This window comes from Pantoea sp. UBA5923 (assembly GCF_002431095.1).
In the GTDB taxonomy this organism is placed as follows: Bacteria; Pseudomonadota; Gammaproteobacteria; order Enterobacterales; family Enterobacteriaceae; genus Pantoea; species Pantoea piersonii.
The window spans coordinates 1-16512 of sequence record NZ_DJDN01000009.1 but is presented as its reverse complement, the minus strand read 5'-3'; the positions used below and the strand labels follow the sequence as shown (position 1 = coordinate 16512).

20 protein-coding genes and 1 pseudogene are annotated in these 16512 nt (G+C 55.2%); 12 read left to right on the top strand and 9 right to left on the bottom strand.

The features are described 5' to 3' along the window. The 5 genes and pseudogenes from B3797_RS01090 to B3797_RS01070 form a co-directional block, all read left to right on the top strand. Positions 1 to 225 (top strand): annotated as a pseudogene (locus B3797_RS01090) (gfo/Idh/MocA family oxidoreductase); the annotation flags it as partial. Between the two features lie 156 nt (positions 226 to 381). Then, positions 382 to 585, top strand: coding sequence for a hypothetical protein (locus tag B3797_RS01085; protein ID WP_120456498.1), 204 nt, complete (start codon positions 382 to 384; stop codon positions 583 to 585). Between the two features lie 180 nt (positions 586 to 765). Then, positions 766 to 2022: a mechanosensitive ion channel family protein gene (locus B3797_RS01080; protein ID WP_311790146.1), complete on the top strand. Its 1257-nt coding sequence runs from the start codon at positions 766 to 768 to the stop codon at positions 2020 to 2022. Between the two features lie 202 nt (positions 2023 to 2224). Then, positions 2225 to 2410 carry a general stress protein gene (locus B3797_RS01075; protein ID WP_120456501.1) on the top strand — a complete coding sequence of 62 codons (186 nt, stop codon included), beginning with the start codon at positions 2225 to 2227 and terminating at the stop codon, positions 2408 to 2410. A 338-nt stretch (positions 2411 to 2748) separates the two neighbouring features. Then, positions 2749 to 3006: a hypothetical protein gene (locus B3797_RS01070; protein WP_311783568.1), complete on the top strand. Its 258-nt coding sequence runs from the start codon at positions 2749 to 2751 to the stop codon at positions 3004 to 3006. A gap of 16 nt (positions 3007 to 3022) precedes the next feature. On the opposite strand, the gene B3797_RS01065 is transcribed toward B3797_RS01070, so the two are convergent. Then, positions 3023 to 3712 carry a B3/4 domain-containing protein gene (locus B3797_RS01065; RefSeq protein ID WP_311790145.1) on the bottom strand — a complete coding sequence of 230 codons (690 nt, stop codon included), beginning with the start codon at positions 3710 to 3712 and terminating at the stop codon, positions 3023 to 3025. Between the two features lie 43 nt (positions 3713 to 3755). Between B3797_RS01065 and B3797_RS01060 the strand changes: the two genes are divergently transcribed. The 4 genes from B3797_RS01060 (at position 3756) to B3797_RS01045 (ending at position 6265) form a co-directional block, all read left to right on the top strand. Next, the gene (locus B3797_RS01060; protein ID WP_311790144.1) at positions 3756 to 4358 is read left to right on the top strand and encodes an XRE family transcriptional regulator; all 603 of its coding nucleotides are present in this window, start codon (positions 3756 to 3758) and stop codon (positions 4356 to 4358) included. A gap of 31 nt (positions 4359 to 4389) precedes the next feature. Next, positions 4390 to 5283 (top strand): dihydrodipicolinate synthase family protein, encoded by an 894-nt coding sequence (locus B3797_RS01055; RefSeq protein WP_311790143.1) that lies wholly within the window; start codon positions 4390 to 4392, stop codon positions 5281 to 5283. Between the two features lie 181 nt (positions 5284 to 5464). Continuing rightward, positions 5465 to 5926 carry a YlaC family protein gene (locus B3797_RS01050; protein ID WP_311790142.1) on the top strand — a complete coding sequence of 154 codons (462 nt, stop codon included), beginning with the start codon at positions 5465 to 5467 and terminating at the stop codon, positions 5924 to 5926. Positions 5927 to 6007: 81 nt separating this feature from the next. Then, positions 6008 to 6265, top strand: a complete 258-nt coding sequence (locus B3797_RS01045) for a hypothetical protein (protein ID WP_311790141.1) — start codon at positions 6008 to 6010, stop codon at positions 6263 to 6265. 251 nt (positions 6266 to 6516) lie between these two features. On the opposite strand, the gene B3797_RS01040 is transcribed toward B3797_RS01045, so the two are convergent. From B3797_RS01040 to B3797_RS01030, 3 genes are all read right to left on the bottom strand, one after another. Further along, positions 6517 to 6792, bottom strand: a complete 276-nt coding sequence (locus tag B3797_RS01040) for a biofilm development regulator YmgB/AriR family protein (RefSeq protein ID WP_311790140.1) — start codon at positions 6790 to 6792, stop codon at positions 6517 to 6519. A 129-nt stretch (positions 6793 to 6921) separates the two neighbouring features. After that, entirely contained in the window at positions 6922 to 7143 is a 222-nt protein-coding gene (gene ycgZ / locus B3797_RS01035) for a regulatory protein YcgZ (RefSeq protein ID WP_311790139.1), read from the bottom strand. A gap of 291 nt (positions 7144 to 7434) precedes the next feature. Further along, on the bottom strand, positions 7435 to 7743 hold the full coding sequence (locus B3797_RS01030) for a hypothetical protein (protein WP_311783562.1): 309 nt from the start codon (positions 7741 to 7743) through the stop codon (positions 7435 to 7437). Positions 7744 to 8158: 415 nt separating this feature from the next. Here B3797_RS01030 and B3797_RS01025 point away from each other — a divergent pair, with 415 nt between their 5' ends. Continuing rightward, positions 8159 to 9331 carry a diguanylate phosphodiesterase gene (locus B3797_RS01025; protein WP_311790138.1) on the top strand — a complete coding sequence of 391 codons (1173 nt, stop codon included), beginning with the start codon at positions 8159 to 8161 and terminating at the stop codon, positions 9329 to 9331. 132 nt (positions 9332 to 9463) lie between these two features. Continuing rightward, the gene (locus tag B3797_RS01020; protein WP_311790137.1) at positions 9464 to 10096 is read left to right on the top strand and encodes an alanyl-tRNA editing protein; all 633 of its coding nucleotides are present in this window, start codon (positions 9464 to 9466) and stop codon (positions 10094 to 10096) included. Positions 10097 to 10107: 11 nt separating this feature from the next. On the opposite strand, the gene B3797_RS01015 is transcribed toward B3797_RS01020, so the two are convergent. Together B3797_RS01015 and B3797_RS01010 are read right to left on the bottom strand one after the other, a co-directional pair. Next, positions 10108 to 11364, bottom strand: a complete 1257-nt coding sequence (locus tag B3797_RS01015) for a Gfo/Idh/MocA family oxidoreductase (RefSeq protein ID WP_311790136.1) — start codon at positions 11362 to 11364, stop codon at positions 10108 to 10110. A gap of 12 nt (positions 11365 to 11376) precedes the next feature. Next, positions 11377 to 12039 (bottom strand): YoaK family protein, encoded by a 663-nt coding sequence (locus tag B3797_RS01010; RefSeq protein ID WP_311783558.1) that lies wholly within the window; start codon positions 12037 to 12039, stop codon positions 11377 to 11379. 241 nt (positions 12040 to 12280) lie between these two features. Here B3797_RS01010 and B3797_RS01005 point away from each other — a divergent pair, with 241 nt between their 5' ends. After that, positions 12281 to 13219, top strand: a complete 939-nt coding sequence (locus tag B3797_RS01005; RefSeq protein ID WP_311783557.1) for a zinc-dependent alcohol dehydrogenase family protein — start codon at positions 12281 to 12283, stop codon at positions 13217 to 13219. Positions 13220 to 13239: 20 nt separating this feature from the next. Here the strand turns inward: B3797_RS01005 and B3797_RS01000 are convergent, their stop codons facing one another. The 3 genes from B3797_RS01000 to B3797_RS00990 all read right to left on the bottom strand — a co-directional run bounded on the left by B3797_RS01000 (position 13240) and on the right by B3797_RS00990 (position 16407). Then, on the bottom strand, positions 13240 to 13971 hold the full coding sequence (locus B3797_RS01000) for a DUF421 domain-containing protein (RefSeq protein ID WP_311790135.1): 732 nt from the start codon (positions 13969 to 13971) through the stop codon (positions 13240 to 13242). A gap of 6 nt (positions 13972 to 13977) precedes the next feature. After that, positions 13978 to 14670: a DUF421 domain-containing protein gene (locus tag B3797_RS00995; protein ID WP_311790134.1), complete on the bottom strand. Its 693-nt coding sequence runs from the start codon at positions 14668 to 14670 to the stop codon at positions 13978 to 13980. 243 nt (positions 14671 to 14913) lie between these two features. Further along, a complete protein-coding gene (locus tag B3797_RS00990) occupies positions 14914 to 16407 on the bottom strand; it encodes an alpha/beta hydrolase (RefSeq protein ID WP_311790133.1) in 1494 nt (497 codons plus the stop codon). Positions 16408 to 16512: the final 105 nt, after the last annotated feature.

The following is a 16512-nucleotide window of genomic DNA, read 5'->3' as shown; positions in this document are numbered from 1 at the left end:
CAGGTGGACGCCTTTAGCGGCTTTTTCGGCTTCGATTTTGCAGGTGGCGGACTCGGCTACTTCGACGTTAAGGTGATTGAGATTTTCGATCTGATTGGCGTGCTGAGCGGCGAGCGCGCGCCGGTGGCCGATTTTCGTTTCGGTCTTGAGAACCAACGCATTATTGAAGCGATGGTGCGATCCTCTGCGGCGGGCAGTCGGATAAAGATTGCTGATTTATCCTGATGTAAAGCGAAGCGCGTAAGGTTATGATGCAGGCGCTGCGGGTCATGCGTCGTCAATATCCGCCGCGCCTTGCGGGAAAAAGCAGACAGATGCACAGGCGCGGGTTTCGACGCCAGGCTACGCTGAATAAACCCGTAATTCAGGAGAGAAAAGCCCGTGAAATTTGAAAATCAGGATGCGTTTAAACTGGCGGTGGCTTATATGGAGCGAAAAGAGAATGTCACCGGCATTACCGTTTACTTTAAATCCTTTATCGAAACCTATGTGAAGTTCGACCGCTGGCTGAGCGCGGCCGATCCCGTACAGGCTGTCGAGGAGGAGAAAAAAGCGGCTAAAGCCAATCCGGATTCTCTGCTCTGACGCGCCGCCCGGCGGCGTAAGGCTCTCCTTCAGCCTTAATCTGTCGATATGGCTTCCCTCGCCCGGCTCCGTCTGGGCGTTGTCACCTTACCGCAACAACGCTGTGACGCATTCGTCGCTTATCATCACCCTCTGTTTTGTGCTTAACTTTCGCTCTACCTTTCTCAGTACGTGGTAAAAATGCACTATTTTAATGATCTAATGGGCTTTATTGAGGGAAATGTCGCCTTTTCAACCACCTTCAATATTATTATGCTGATCCTCGCCGGCATGATTGCGCATTTTGTCTGCAAGTTCTTCGTGGTCAAAGTTGTTCGCAAGGTCTTTTTCAGCGCCCATAAAAGCGACGTCCCGCTGGATAAGGATGTCAGGATATCGGAGAAGCTCTCTAACTTTATTCCCGTCATCACCGTCTACTATCTGTTGCAGTTTATGCCGGAACTGCCAGAGCATCTGCAAATTGCCATCAGGACGCTATGCGGCATCCTGTTCTTCGTCTATTTATCGCTGTTCTTTAATGAAGTGCTGGAGATCGTTAATAGCTCCTATTCCAAAAAGTCGAAGCGCAAGAATCACTCGATTAAAGGCTATATCCAGATCGGCAAAATCTTTGTGCATATTCTTTCGGCGATAATGATTGTGGCGATTATGTCGAATAAATCGCCGGTGATTATTATTTCAAGCCTGGGCGCGGCCGCGGCAGTATTAATGCTGGTTTTTCAGCATACGCTGCTGTCGCTGGTGGCGAATATTCAGGTCTCCTCTAACGATGTGCTCCAGCTGGGAGACTGGATTGAGATGCCGGATAAAAATCTCAGCGGCGAAGTAACGGATATTGCGCTGCATACCATTACTATCCGCAACTGGGACAATACTATTTCCCGTATTCCCACTAAGAATTTTTTAACGGAAACCTACACTAACTGGCAGGCGATGTTTTCGTCAGGCGCGCGTCGTATTATGCGCAGCTTCTATCTCGATCTGGATTCCGTCACTTTTGTGAATCAGGAGATGCTTCAATCGATGGTGCAGCTGCGTGGCGTCAGCGAACCGCTCTCCGCGCTGCTCGACGGCCGTGATATTAGCGCCGTGGGCGATCGCTGGTTTATTGAAAACGGCATGACCAACCTTACCGTGTTTCGCCACTACCTGACGGCCTGGCTGGCGCAGCGCGACGATATTCGCAAAGATATGTATATCGTGGTGCGCGCCCTCAAACCCTCGCCCGATGGACTGCCGATTGAGGTTTACTGCTTTACCTCGTCAACGCTGTGGGCTGATTATGAAAACTCGCAGTCGGCGATTTTTGAGTACATCTATGCCATCGTCGGCCTGTTCTCGCTGCGCATCTATCAGCACCCTTCCGGCTCTGATTTCTGGCGTCTTTCGCGCCATCGCGAACGGCCATCTGAAGAAAACCGCGCGCCTTACGCTTGATTAAACTGGCGTTTCAGACAATTGAACCTTTGCCTTCCATTATGCCGCTGCGCGCAGCGGCACGCCTGACAGCTTTGTTAAGTTCCCGAAAAACCGCACCTTTTGCTGTGATGTTCGCTTGCGCGAAAAGCGCGCCGGGCTACGCTTAAGGGGTGACTAGCTAGTCCTTTTATCTAATGGAACATTGATAGGAGTTCTGTCTATGACACAACAGAAGTACAGAGGCGGTGCTGGTAATTTTGCTAACGACCCGGAACGTGCAAAAGAAGCAGGCAGCGCAGGAGGCAAAGCCAGCGGAGGCAATTTCAGGAACAATCCTGACAGAGCCAGGGAAGCGGGCCGGAAAGGTGGCCAAAAAAGCCGTCGTCCGCCAGGTAATTCTGAGTAAGGTACCTTCAGGATGTTGTTCGCCATGGAATGGCGATTTTTCTTGATCCTGTCCGTCCTCGCATAAAAAGGGGAACTGAAGTCAGTGATGCGCCCCACCCGGCGCTTATCTCCGGCACTCGCAATGGCTTAGCTCTTGAAGGGGCTTAAGAATAGTCTCATAAAACCCTCTGCTGGCTTTAACCTTTTTTGCGCATGGTATTATTAGCCTGCTAACTTAACACCAAGCGCGTTAACACCTCTGCCCTCTTTTTCTGGCGCCTCTCTCTGCTTTTATAGCTACACTAAATCAATCACCGGCTTTTTTGCCGCGCTGCTTTTAATGACGAGGTCAAGCTTATGCCGTCCGGACAGTTTTATATACTCGATAAGCCTGAGCTTTCTTTTAGCTGCCACTATCATCTCGACACCGTAGCCGATCGCGCTTTTGAGTCGCGTATGCTGCTTGAGATCCAGAAAGAGAACCAGCCGGTTGAGGCGTTTGCGCCGCTCAGCATTGGTCAGGATGTGGTTTTTGTTTCGCCCAGCGGCGAAGCGAAAAACCTTTATCTGGTCAGTGAAACAGATACCCATTTTATTTTCTCTTCCCGAGCCTGAGGGCACAAAAAGACGTTTATACCGGCCCAACCAGCGTGGACTCCCACTCTACGCCGGGCATCATCTTTTCCAGGCCGTCAGTCAGCATCTTCGCAGCAGCATAAAGCTCTGCGAACGGCATCTGCGGCAGGCTCTCCAGGATAAACCACATCTTTTTGTCCGTTACGCTCAGGCGGGTTCTCACTCCCTGTCGCCAGTTCCAGCGGCGGCAGGTGGCACCAATATCGTCACGCCAGATAACTTCGCCTGCTTCGGGCGCTTCAACGGCAGGCTCTCCCTCTTTGAAAGTATCGAACACTTCCGTTCCTTCAGCAGTAACGAGCCTGGGTGAACCGACATAGGCGGCGAGATTTTCTCCCCCGACCGGGATGGCGTAGCGCAGACTGACCGCGTTATAGAGATCGACGACCGGATCCAGCGACGCCATCATTCCGTCACGCATTACTCGCTTACGTAATGCTTCCGCAGAACATGGCGTGCGTTTCGGCTTTGCGCCGAAGGCTCGAAAAACCTCGCTCCAGGCATTCAGATGGTTATCAGCCCAGTGCGGCTTTCCAGCGAGCACGTCCTCACACGCCTCGCGCAGCGCATCCGCGCCTGACTGCGGGCAGCTGACGGCGGCAGCCTTTACGACAATGCTTAACGCACGAAATCCTGGCGCGATACGACCGATATCTGAACTGATTGACGGCAGCTGAAAAGACATTTCATAATCCTTTAACGACTAATTCATTGCATAATATCGACCGATGACCAAAAAAGTCAATATAACGACCGAGACAGGCGCTGATGCAGCGGCGGTAAACGAAGCTATTTCTGCGAGGATCAAACTTTATCGGGGGCAGAAAAAACTGTCGCTGGATGAACTCTCACGGCGTGCCGGCGTAAGTAAAGGGATGCTGGTGGAGATTGAGGCCTGCAAGGCTAATCCGAGCATTGCATTGCTTTGTCGACTCGCCGCGGCAATGGGCGTCTCCGTCGCCGATATAGTGGACGTTGCAAGCGCCCCCAGAGTGCACGTTATTCAGGCTGACGATGCTCCTCTGCTCTGGCAAGGTGAAAACGGCGGCAGCGCCAGACTGCTGGCGGGCACCAGTGGACCTGGCATGATTGAACTGTGGCACTGGGAGCTTTATCCCGGCGAGATATTTACTTCCCCCGGCCATCCGCAGGAAACCACAGAACTGCTTCATGTCACGGCCGGGACGTTATTGCTAACGGTCAATGGCGAAGCTTTTACGCTGGAGGCGGGCTGCTCGGCTGTTGCTATTACGGACACGCCGCACAGCTACGCCTGCGCGAATGATATTCCGCTCGCTTTTACTATGACGGTGCATGAAAAAGCGCGCTGAACCTTCCACTTAACGAGACCAGGAGCCTGCTATGTTTACCGGCCTGAGCGCTTTTCCCCTGACGCCCGTTACAGCATCGGGCGTTGACGAAAAAGGATTTACCCGCATCCTTGCGCGCCTGACGGCGGCAAAAGTCGACACCATAGGCGCGCTGGGCTCGACAGGCAGTTACGCCTATCTGACGCGACAGCAAAGAGCGCGCGTCGCCGCCCTGGCCGTCGAACATGCCAATAATATTCCAGTAATGATCTGCGTCGGCGCGGTGAGCACAGCTGAAGTGCTGCACCTGGCCGATGATGCTCAACGCGCAGGTGCCAGCGCGCTGCTGTTGCCGCCGGTAAGTTATCAAAAGCTGAACGACGACGAAGTTTTCGGCTTATTCGAAACGGTATCGCGGCACGCTTCAGTTCCGATCTGCGTTTACGACAACCCCTCTACAACGCACGTTGACTTCTCCGTCGAGCTTTATCAGCGCATCGCTGCGCTTCCCGGCGTGCGCTCAATCAAAATTCCCGGCGTACCGGTCGATACGGATAAGGCGCATGCCCATATCAGGCAGCTGCGCGCGGTACTGCCGCAGCGAGTCAGCCTTGGCGTAAGCGGCGATGCATTCGCAGGGACAGGTCTCAATGCCGGCTGCGATCTCTGGTATTCCGTCTGCGGCGGTCTCTTTCCTTATACGGCGAAAGCGATCGCCGCTGCCGCCGCGCAGGGCGACAGTGCGCGAGTCACGCAGCTATCCTCGCGCCTGGAGCCGCTCTGGGCGTTGTATCGCAAACACGGCGGCAGCATCCGCGTCATGGCCGCTGCGGCGGGGATACTCGGCCTGACCAGTCACGACTCTCTTCCTCGTCCGCTTCAGCCGCTTTCGGTCGCGCACAGGGGCGAAGTCGCAGAAGTCATCAAGGCACTGGAGCTGACCTGATATTTTCCTTCACTTTGCAGCAGCCCGCTTTTTCCGGCGGAAGGTGGGTTGGGTAATTATCGCGATTAGCGTTTCGTTCTATTGCTGACGGGGTGCCTTTGTTTTTACGCTTAAAAAGCGGTGTCTAAACACAGGCAATTCATCTATACTTTTGGGGTTATTTTTAGCAGAGAGCAGTTACATGTATAGTGAATTAGAGAGCTTATTGCAGCAGGAGCTGGATCAAATAAACCGTGAAGAAAATCGCAACGATCGCCCCTATTTCGATGTTTCATTTATTAAGCAATACCCGGGTCTGTATGGCCTGATGTGCTTTTTATTCGTTATTACTATGGGCGTGCTGCTTTACTCCTCTTCATTCGGCACCATTGAATATATTGTCTGCTGCGTAATTTTCGCCATCTGTAATTTCTTTTTCTTTTTTCATATCAACCCCGCCTATAAAGTAAAAGATATTGATAAAGGCGCGCTGAAAAACTGCTATACCGGCGACTGGTATATGGAAGTGCACGTACGCGAGGCTTTTATTCAATCGCTGCTTACAGGTAATGTTCTTAGCGACGAAGAGAAGACGCGCCTGAAGAGTCAGTACGATAAAAAAGGCTACCTTTACTTCGCAGATATTTACCGCCTCAGGCACTAGCGGTCGTTTAGCGCAGAAATCGCCAGCAGCCAGGCTTTCCTGTGCTAAGCTTTTTGCATATTTCAGGCGAGACGAGGAAATATGGGAAATCATTCACAGGACAAGATGACCAATATCGTTATTGGCGAAGCCGTTATGCAGCTAGTGAGCGCTGGCGCAGACATCTCCTGGCGCACCGTGACGGAAACGCTGCAGCGTCAGTTAAAAACAGAACAGGACAGTGAGCGTCTGATGGCTATGCGCCACGCTATTAATAAAGTACATGATGAACTGCGCGCGCATTATGGATCGCATGAATCGCTGACGGGTCGCCCAGCGGCAGAAAGATTGCTGCACTAATACCAGCGACACTTATTCGGCGATATCCTCTCCAGCCGTTCTCAGAAAAATCCTTTTATCTTTATAAAGACTTTCGCTGACGCGCTCGCGTGCCAGGCTTAAGACGTTTATTGAGAAGAGAACAGGAGAGAGCCATGAAAATCTGGATTGCCGTTTCCCTTGCCGCCGCATTGAGCTGCTCCGTAATGGCATCTCAGGGCCAGTTTGAAACTGCCGCGCCGACGTCTACAGGCCAGACGGCTCATCGCTGATTAAATGCCTTCGTCGTCCGGCGTGCGCCCCACCACGATTTCCAGACAGTGGCGCAGTACGTCGAGCTGCACAACATCACTGGTGCTCTCCAGCTCGGCGATAAGATAGATAATGATCGCTTTGCTGGTCACGCGCTTTCCGTGAATAACGATATCGCGAATAGCCGCATCCAGCACCCGGGATTCCGCCTCAAGGCGATCGCCCGCCTCGCGAAAATGATGGATAATCTCGGCTTCGGCAGAGATGGCGCGCTGAGAATAGGTATGTGTTTGCATGATTTGTTCTTATAGTATGGCCTGCGAAGTTAACGCGCAGCGCCGCTAACAAGGATGTTAAGGTCAGGCGAATCCGTTGAAGCCTGAGCGTTAACCTGAATAAAAAATTATCGTCGCGACTATGAGCGATTAAAAAAGCATACCGATAAGCAGTTGAAGCTGCCGCTCTTCTTCCGGGCCGGAAGCCTGTTCCAGGCGTTGAATAAGGCGCGAGCAGAGCGCTTTTCGGTTAAGATTTTGACCGGCGCGCAGAATCTCCGTCACAACCTGACCCAGAGTTTCCTGCTGCGACGGTTGCGCGGCGTTGCTGATATAGCGAACTGTGTCTGAAATGACGACGTTATGGCGCATGGTAAATCCTCTGCGTTAACAATTGATTAAATAGTGCTCATCAGAGCCTGCAGTAAAGTTATACAACTCTGGCAAACTTGTACAGCCATTACGAGGTTGTACAGGTCTTATTTTTGTGCAAAAAGTGCTTAATCTGCTATTTCAGGTGCTTAAGCATGCGCTAAAGCGCCCGGAAGAAGGGGTTGTAAAGTTGTACAACTTTACAGGCAGGTGACTAAAAGGCGGAAAAAAGGGTGTCTTCCCTGACAGCGATCTCCGGCCGGGACGCGTCAGACGCGCCCGATAATGAGGTTATCTTTCATCGTCGTTTTCCGGCCGGAGCCGTATAACGTCTTCGCTGTGTCTTCCATTATCTTCCCGACTTGCCACCGTCAGCCAGTGCAGTTCGGTTCGATCCCGGCTGTCATGATGCTGATAACGCTTTAGCCAGCGTCTGGCCTCCGTGATTTCAGTAAGCCTTGCGGCCTGCGTTTCGTTTTCCGCCATCAGACTAAGCTCAGCGATGAGTGTTTCAACGCTTATTTCCTTCTCACCGAGAGCCAGGCTGATAACTGCTTCGCCGATAATGGCGTGGCCTATCTCATCGTTGCGAAATAACACGTAACCTCCTCCTTTTCCGAATTTTGCATAACCTCATTTGTCAGTTTAGTGACCTGCAACTTGTACAGGTTTATTATTTTTGTAAAGAAGCGGTTTTTACCTTTAAAAGAGACTGGCCTGGCGCGCCTTAAAAACAGCAAAATATGTAACTTCACGTAAAGCGAAGCGGCAAAGCGGAAAAAACCTGATAATAAAAAATCAATATACAGTAAATACATGCAGTTGCATTAAATTCTTAGATTCACTTCAACACTCCATTCCGGTTAAAACCTTATGTTTTTCATTTTTTATTTAGCTTTTATCGGCATGACAGGCCGATTTAATCCCGGTAACACACAAATTAGTCAGCGTTAATTGGCGTTGCCCTGCCTGTAGCTGTTAAGGTGGCGTCGACAATCACGAAACCGGAGCATTTATGCTTACAACAATAATTTATCGCAGCCATATCGCTGACGAGGTTCCAGTCAAATCCCTGCCGGGTATGGTGGAGAAGGCAAGCCTGCTTAACGCCTCACATCAGGTAACGGGTATTCTGCTGTTCAACGGCACCCACTTTTTCCAGATCCTTGAAGGACCGGAAGCGGGCGTGCTGGATATCTATGGCAGAATCTGCAACGACAAACGCCACCATAACGTAGTGGAACTGATGCGCGACTATTCGCCGTCACGCCGTTTCGGCAACGCGGGTATGGAGCTGTTCGATCTGCGTGAACACGATCGCTCAACCGTACTGCAGGCGGTGCTGGATAAAGGCACGTCACGATATCGTCTTACCTATGACGATCGCGGCTTACAGTTTTTACGCACTTTTGTCGAATCGCGTGAAAAAGAGAACTATTTTGAGGTGCCGCCGGTTGAAAACTGGGATTTTATTGCCGATCAAACGGGCGCATCGGACTCATGGCCAGCCGATCGCGGCGTGATCTTCAAACCGGTTATCGATCCGCTGGGTCGCCAGGTGACGGCGATCGAAGCTGTCGCGACGCTCGGTGATGACGTTGCGCTTGAGGGACTGCCGAAATATCAGGCGAGCCTGAATGCCGCCAGGCAAGCCTTCGCTCAGGCGGGCAGAGCCTGCCCGGAAGGTATGCCGCTTTACGTCAGCCTGCTGCCAATGACGCTGGTGGCGATCCCCGAAGCGGTGCGCACTATTGTGGATGAAATCCGCAGCGCTGGCCTGGTGCCGGAACAGGTTATTATCGGCGTCAGCGAAACTGAGGTGATTTCTCAGCTCGATGCGTTTTCGGTGGCGGTAAGACAGCTTAAGGAAGCGGGCATCAGTCTGTCGATTGATAACTTCGGCGACGGCTCGGCAGGACTCTCCATGTTAACCCGCATACAGCCTGACCGTATTCGTATTGACGCAGGCATTATTCGCGACGTGCATCGCAGCGGCCCGAAACAGGCGGTGGTGCAGGCTATTATCAAATGCTGTTCGGCGCTGGAAATTACCGTTATTGCTGCCGGTATTGAGCGGCCGGAAGAGTGGATGTGGCTGGAAGCCGCAGGCGTGATTAACTTCCAGGGACGCCTGTTCAGCGATACCGGCGTCGCCGTCGCCTGGCCAGAGTTGCGCGAAGCTATTTAACGGACTGTCTGTTGAGCAGGGATGCTCGCCCACTCTCTTTTTTTCCTCCCCTCACTGCAACAACGCCCCCCTTTTTTATCACCTGCAGACTCAGGTATGCTGCTGACTTACTTTCGTTTGACAGGAGTCGCCGTGACTGAGAAACGCTACTACAACAGCGATGCGCTTGAAGCAGAGTCCAGAGTGATAAGCTGCACGCCTCAGGGTGATGATCGCTTTTGCGTGATCCTCTCCGCAACGCTGTTCCACCCTCAGGGCGGCGGGCAGCCCTCTGACAAAGGCACCATTAACGGCGTAAACATGCTACAGGCGGTGCAGGATGGCGATGAAGTCATCCATATTACCGATGGCGCGCTGGAGACGGGGCCGGCGCATTTAACGGTGGACGCAGAGCTGCGCGCGCTCCATTCCCGCTACCACTCAGCCGGTCATCTTATTGGCCTGGCGGGAGAAAAATATGGCTGGCTGGGGATAAAGGGCAACCATAAGCCGGGCGAAGGACGCATCGTTTTCGAACCCACTGGAACCTTGCTCCCCGTCACGGTTGATGACCTCGCCGCAGAGGTGGCAGCGCTGGTTCAGCGCGGCGACAAACGCGCCATCAGCGAAGCAGCAGGCAAACGTCTGGTAACCTGGGGCGACCTCAAGCCTTACGCCTGCGGCGGCACCCACGTGCTGAATACGGCGGAGATCGGCACCATTCGCATCATTAAGGTTAAAGAGAAAAAAGGCCAGCTCTCCGTTCAGTATGAACTGGATCGCTAACCCCAGGAACCTTAACGCGCCTCAGCTGGAACCGGCTGATGCGCGGATGGGGTATCGATCTTAACCGGCACGCCTTCCCGCGCGGAGCGATAGATCGCCTCCATCAACAGATGATCCTGCAAGCCCTCCTCGCCCGGCGTGTTCGGCGTGCGGTCATGCAATACGCAGTCGGCGAAGTGGTCGATCTCCAGCGTGAACTGGTTTTTCGGCGAGAGGCGGATTTCGCTCATCTGCTCCTTGCCATCCTGAAGCTGGGCCACATACAGACGCTGCCCCTGGTAGGCAAACGCATTTTCCAGCTCCAGCGACCCTTTCTCGAGACGAATCTCCATATTTTTGCACTCATGTGCGCCGTAGCTGGTCGCACAGTTAGCGATAGCGCCTGAGGGAAAACGCAGCGTAAAGGAGAGGGTTTCCTCCACCTCTTTGTAGCGCTCATCCTCTACCGGATTCACTATCTGCGCGTACACTTCGGTAGGTTCTTCCCCCAGCATGGTGCGTACGCCGTTAAGACAGTAGAGACCGATATCAGGCAGCGCGCCGCCGCCTGACAGCGCAGCGCGAATGCGCCACTGGTCGCCCGAGCCGTGTACCTGCGTATTGGTCGCATGTATGATGCGCGGCGCACCAAGCTCGCCGGACTGCGCCAGGCGCGCCGTCTCAAGGTTAAACAGCTCATACTGACAGCGGTAGGCGATCATCAGCCTGACGCCAGCCTCCCGGCAGGCTGCGATCATTTCTTGCGCCTCCGCCGAGTTGTTTGCCATCGGTTTTTCACACAGCACATGTTTGCCCGCTTTCGCCGCCGCCAGCGCATGATCGCGGTGCAGGCCATTGGGCGTCACAATATAGACCGCCTCGATCTCGCTGTTTTCCGCCATGCGCGCCATCTCGTCGTAGCCATAGATGGCGGCCGGATCGATGCCATATTGCTCCGCGACGGCGCGCGCCTTCTCTGAATGACCGGAGACAAGAGCAACCGGACGCGCAAGCTGACTCTGGCGAAAAGCGGGCAGAATCTGATTGAGCGTCAGGCGTCCCAGCCCGACAATCGCCACGCCCAGACGTTTTTCTGGCGCGCGCAGCGTTTGCGGCTGCGGTTCAGGTCGATCGCCCGCACCCTTCCAGTTTTCAAAGGTAATACTCTGTTGCTCTACGCGGCCGACATCTATTGGCTGCGGCGGGAGCGGTTTGCCCGCAACGGGCAACCGTGGCCCGGTTGCCGTTCCTGGGCCAGCAGATGCGAACTTCGGTGATTTATGCGACATAGTGCCTCCTTTTCAGGCGTCCTGAGTGGCGTAGCATCGCTTAACGGCGCTCAGCAGGCTGAACGCAGCCAGCATCAGCGACCAGATGGCGATAACCAGTAAAGCGAATGGGGGGAAACGGGCATCAAGCAGCGCGCCTGCCCAGGCGGATAACAGCCAGACCAGCCAGCGCAACGCCAGCGGCGCGGCCCTGACAATCTCCCCTTTGGCCAGGGTTCGGCCCAGCCTGACCAGCGTGCCGGTCATAAAGGTCACGCCAGACTCCTGGCTGCAAACCTGATTAAGCGCGCCCATCGCCAGAGCGATAAGCACCACCAGCGAGTAAGGATAGTCAGATGCGCCAGCTGGCCAGGCGACAAAAAAGAGCAGCGCGATCAACGCCAGCAGAACGGGCGCGCGTCGGCTGGCAAGCCGATTGCCAAGCCAGGCGGTGAAAGTGGTGCTGATAAAAAAAGCGCATATAATGCCGAGCAATGGCAGTGCCTTAGCAACATCGCCCTGCTGGAGGGAATGCGCCAGTTTGCTGGTATCGCCAGTAATGTAGACCGCCAGCAGCTCTTTACTGTGCTGATAAAGCAGGGCGTCGGTCAGCCCGGCGATGGTGACCAGTAGCAGGACAAAGGCGTGGTACAGCACCTGCGCAGAGGCAGGTTTATTGTCGCGGAGTGACGGCATAACGCTCCAGATTCTGGCAATAACACATAAGGTTAATATCCAGATATAGGCAAAAACGGAGCGTTAAGCCAAACGGAGCGCAAGAAAACTGATGCCTTCAACGGCGCGAATGCCCGCTCAACCGGCAGCTTCCGCCTGGCTTTTGGAGCAAATAAACCCTTGTTTAAAAAGGAATCGCACAGGCAGCGCAAATGAGTCAGGATCAAGATAAGCCATGACAACAAAGGATAACGAGTCGAGGATGAATAAGGCTCTCTGGTATCGACATTTCGGTGAGCCTGAACAGGTTCTCTCTCTGGAAGCGGCACCGAAACCGCCTCTTGCCGCTGGCGCTGTCCGGGTCAAAATGCGCCTGGCGCCGGTTAACGCCTCTGATCTCATTCCAATAACCGGCGCTTATCAGCATCGCATCGCGCTGCCGCAAGTCGCCGGCTATGAAGGCACTGGCGTCGTCATCGAAGCGCCCTCTTCGCACGCCTTTCTCCTTGGCAAACGCGTGCTGGCGCTGCGGGGCGAAGGAACCTGGCAACGCTTTACCGACGTGCCTGCCGACAGGGCAATCAGGGTGCCGGAGAGCATAGACGACACTCTGGCCGCGCGCGCTTATATCAATCCCCTTGCGGCACGACTGATGCTCGATCACTTTTCGCCTGCGGGCAAACACCTGCTGCTTACGGCGGCCGGTAGTGATTGCGCGCTGCTGGCGGGACAGTGGGCGCTAAAGGCAGGCGCGCTCTCCGTAACGGGCATTCACCGTTCACCGGTTCATGCCGCGCGGCTGGAGGCGTGCGGCATAACGCCAGTGCAGCAGGAGGACAGCGCGGCCCTACGCCACTATGCTGCCCGCGCCGCGCTGGTGTATGACGCGACGGGCGGCGTGCTGGCGGAAGAGATACGGGAAAGGATGCCGACATCCGGCCTGTTTATCTCTTACGGCCTGCTCTCCGGTCAGGCGTTCCGTTTGCGCCAGGCTTTACCGCGCGTCCACTGGTTTCATATCAGAAACTACCTTCCGCTGATGGACGCCCAGGCGTGGCAGGATGCCTTTGCCCGCATCTGGCCAGCGCTGGAGCAAAGCATGACCAGCAGCGCAACCTGCTACGCCTTCGACGACTGGCGTGCAGCCATTGCAGAGTGGCGCTCCGCCGGGAGAACCAGCAAGCCGCTGCTACGTTTTTAATAAGTCAGCGTTGCCCTTCTCTACGCCGCCGTATCGTCATTCTGCGCTTCCCGCGATCGCTCCTGATAGAGCTTATCGGTGCCCAGTCGTTTAACGGCGCGCTCCCAGTGCGAATGCCGACAGTAGCGGCACGCCTCTTCCGGCACTGACCGCTGCTCAATAACATAACCGCAGTTGCCGCAGGCGTATCTGTTATCTACCAGGATACGCTGGTCAAACTCTTTGCTTTGACCCGGCAGGATCCACAGTCCGGCGCGCGGCTGACGATAGCGCAGCAGGCTGACGCGTCCGGATGGCTCCAGCCAGGCGCGCCGCACTTCGCCGAGATGCTGAATATCCAGCGCGCGCAGTTCGGAAAAAATGCGCGCGCGGGAAAGCTCCGCGTGACGTAAATGCTCCTGCGCCAGCCTGCCGTCCTGCACCAGCATCGTGGCATCGCCCTGACTGAGGATCTCCATCTTATGCGAGCGAAAAGTGAGCCAGGAGAGCAGGCGAAAGCAGCCCACCAGCGTTACCAGCAGCACGACCGTCGGCAGAATGCCCTTTTCCGGGGTTTGCAGCGGCGCGCCGATGGCGGCGCCCAGCATCACCATAATCGCCAGCTCTACAATGCTGAGCTGACCGGCAAACCGGCGTCCCATAAGCCGCAGCACAATCAGCAGCGCCAGATAGATAATGACAAAACGCAGCAGCACTTCGAAAGCAAAGCTCCAGGGTGCTTCGCCAATCAGCCACTTATGCAGCATCTCCATAAACGGTCAGTCCTCCAGCGTAATGGATGCGGGCGCCCACTGCCTGGCTTCGCAGCTGCGACAGTTTTCCTCAAATCCCGCGCGTTCAAGCTGGCCGCAGCGCGTGCAGACGCAGTGTTCGCTGTCACGCATCGCCTCGCGCAGGTCGCTGTCCCTTTCAGGAACAATAGCCAGACCGGCACCCGGCGTATCGCTCCATACCAGCGTCAGGGCGCCCGAAGGCTCAATATAGACCCGGCTTAGCTGACCTAACTGCTGCACGCCGCGTCCGCGCAGCAGCGAAAAAAGTTTTTCACGCGACAGCGCGGTGGACTGCAACGAATCAAGATCGAGCCGGCCTTCGCTCAGCGCCACGCTGGCGCGTCCCGTTAAAAGCAGATCCAGGCGACGGTTACGCACGCTGAGCATGCCGAGAAGATGCTGCAACGCGACGATGCCGCCCACGATCAGCAACGGTGGCAGCAGGCCGCGTTTTTCATCCAGCAGCGGAACCCCGATGGTGCCTGCCAGCGCGATCACGGCTGAAAGTTCAATCAGCGTATATTGCGAGGCGACGCGCCTGCCCAGCAGACGCATAGCGAGAATAATCAGCACAAAAAACAGAATGGCGCGGCCAACAACTTCCAGTAAAAAAATGGGCGGCGTCTGCCCTATAAAAATGCGCGTTAAATCGGACAGAAAGATCTCATCTTGCTTCATCAAAACGTCCTCAGCGAACCAGCAGAATGATGAGTATAAACGCTTTTTTTAACCTGCCTCTGTTGTTGCCTTTCAGAGATATCGGCAGAACGTTGGGCCCCTCACAGCGAAAACAGGCCCCGTTACGCTATGCTTAAGCAGTAACACACAGCAACGTGTTGCCTACGAAATCAAGAATCTAAAGACACTCTCTGCTGCCCGCCTTGCGCGGGCTTTTTTGTCTGGCGGATGGCTCGCCGCTCGTTACCGGCCGATACAGGCGAGGTAATCCGCCGCGCTGCTGCAGGCAATATGCGCATTTACGCGCGCCATCATGTCGCTGAAAAATGGGTTAGAAGTAGCCCGCATAAAGGTCTCCGGCCCTACCGTCAGGCTGTCGGTTTCTCCGCGCAGCGAGATAATGCCCAGCGAGATGCCATAGCGGTTCGGTTCGTCGGGCTGTTCGCCATAGAGCGAGTCGCTCAAAGGGAAAGGCACAGCAATATGCGACAAAGAGAACATATCCTGCGGCCATGACAGGCTTAACGGTTCTGCCCGCTCTGCCACCTCACCCGCCGGGAGTGTGCGCGCCACCGTCTCGTAAGTGTCAGGCGTCCGGTTAGTTATCACCACGCTACGCCAGGCGCGCGGCGCGGCAGGCAGCAGACGATTGACCGCCGTAGTGAGAGGCGCGCGGAATAACGCGCTCATATTAGCGGCCTGGTTGATATCGAAGATCACCAGCGCGCTGCCATTGCGCGGCAGATAGCGATAGAGCGCATCGACAACCGCGCGGGTGCTGACCGTGGCATCCATGACCGACTGAAAGGTAAGCACAGGCGCAAGCGCGGCAAGCTGCCCACGCTTTGACGCCTGCGCAATTTGCGTCTGCAACGACTGCGTCAGCAGCCAGGACTGACGCGCGGCGTTGACGGGAAAAGAGTTATATTTAAAAGGGTTATACTCAGGGAGAACATTAAGCCAGGCCGTTCTGGCAAAGGCGGGAAACAGCGCGGGCCAGCCTGCAATCCCGGCAAAGCGGGCGTAGCCGGTAACGCCGATCATCGGCGACAGCAAAACGATCTGCTGCGGCGCGCGCAGCTGGCGATCGCTCAGGCTATCCAGAGCATACTTCATCGCCAGCGCGCCGCCGTTTGAGTAGCCCACCAGATGAAGCGGCCGTTGCGCTCCCGCCAGGCGGGTCGCTTCCCGCACAGCCAGCCGGGTCGCCGCCATCCAGCTCTGCCAGCTTACCGCCGTCAGCGATCCCGGCGCGGTACCATGTCCCGGAAGACGCGGCGCAACGGCGACAAACCCACGCTGCCGATAATCTTCTGCGAGATAGCGCACGCTATAGGGTGAATCGGTAAGGCCATGCAGCAGCACTACCGCGCCGCGAATTTCACTTTTGGGCATCAGAACAAACGAACGATTCCAGTCGGTCTGGAAATGCGCCGGATAGACTGCGCTGCCTGGATAAAAGCGGTTCAGGGCATTTTTATCACTCTCGCCCAGCGCATCGTTAAGGTTAACTGTCATATCCTGAAAGATGCGATCTTCCTGCCGCTGGTAATCGGCAAAGCTGGCGCTGTCCATCTCAGCGGGCGTCATCTCATCAGCAACCCAGCTGTGCCAGAGATGCAGCGGCGGCCCCTGCTCCGACTGATAAATCCGACCGATGAAAAAAACCAGCAGCAGAACGGCTATGCCGATAGCGGCTCGTCTGGCCAGCGTTACGATAGTGTGAGTGCGCGCCATCTGATTGTCCCTTTTTCAACTGACGCCGATTCTGCAGCAGAAGCCGCCGCACAACCAGAGTCGCGCCTCTTTTTTAGCGTTTAATCGCGACGGCCACCATAAGCC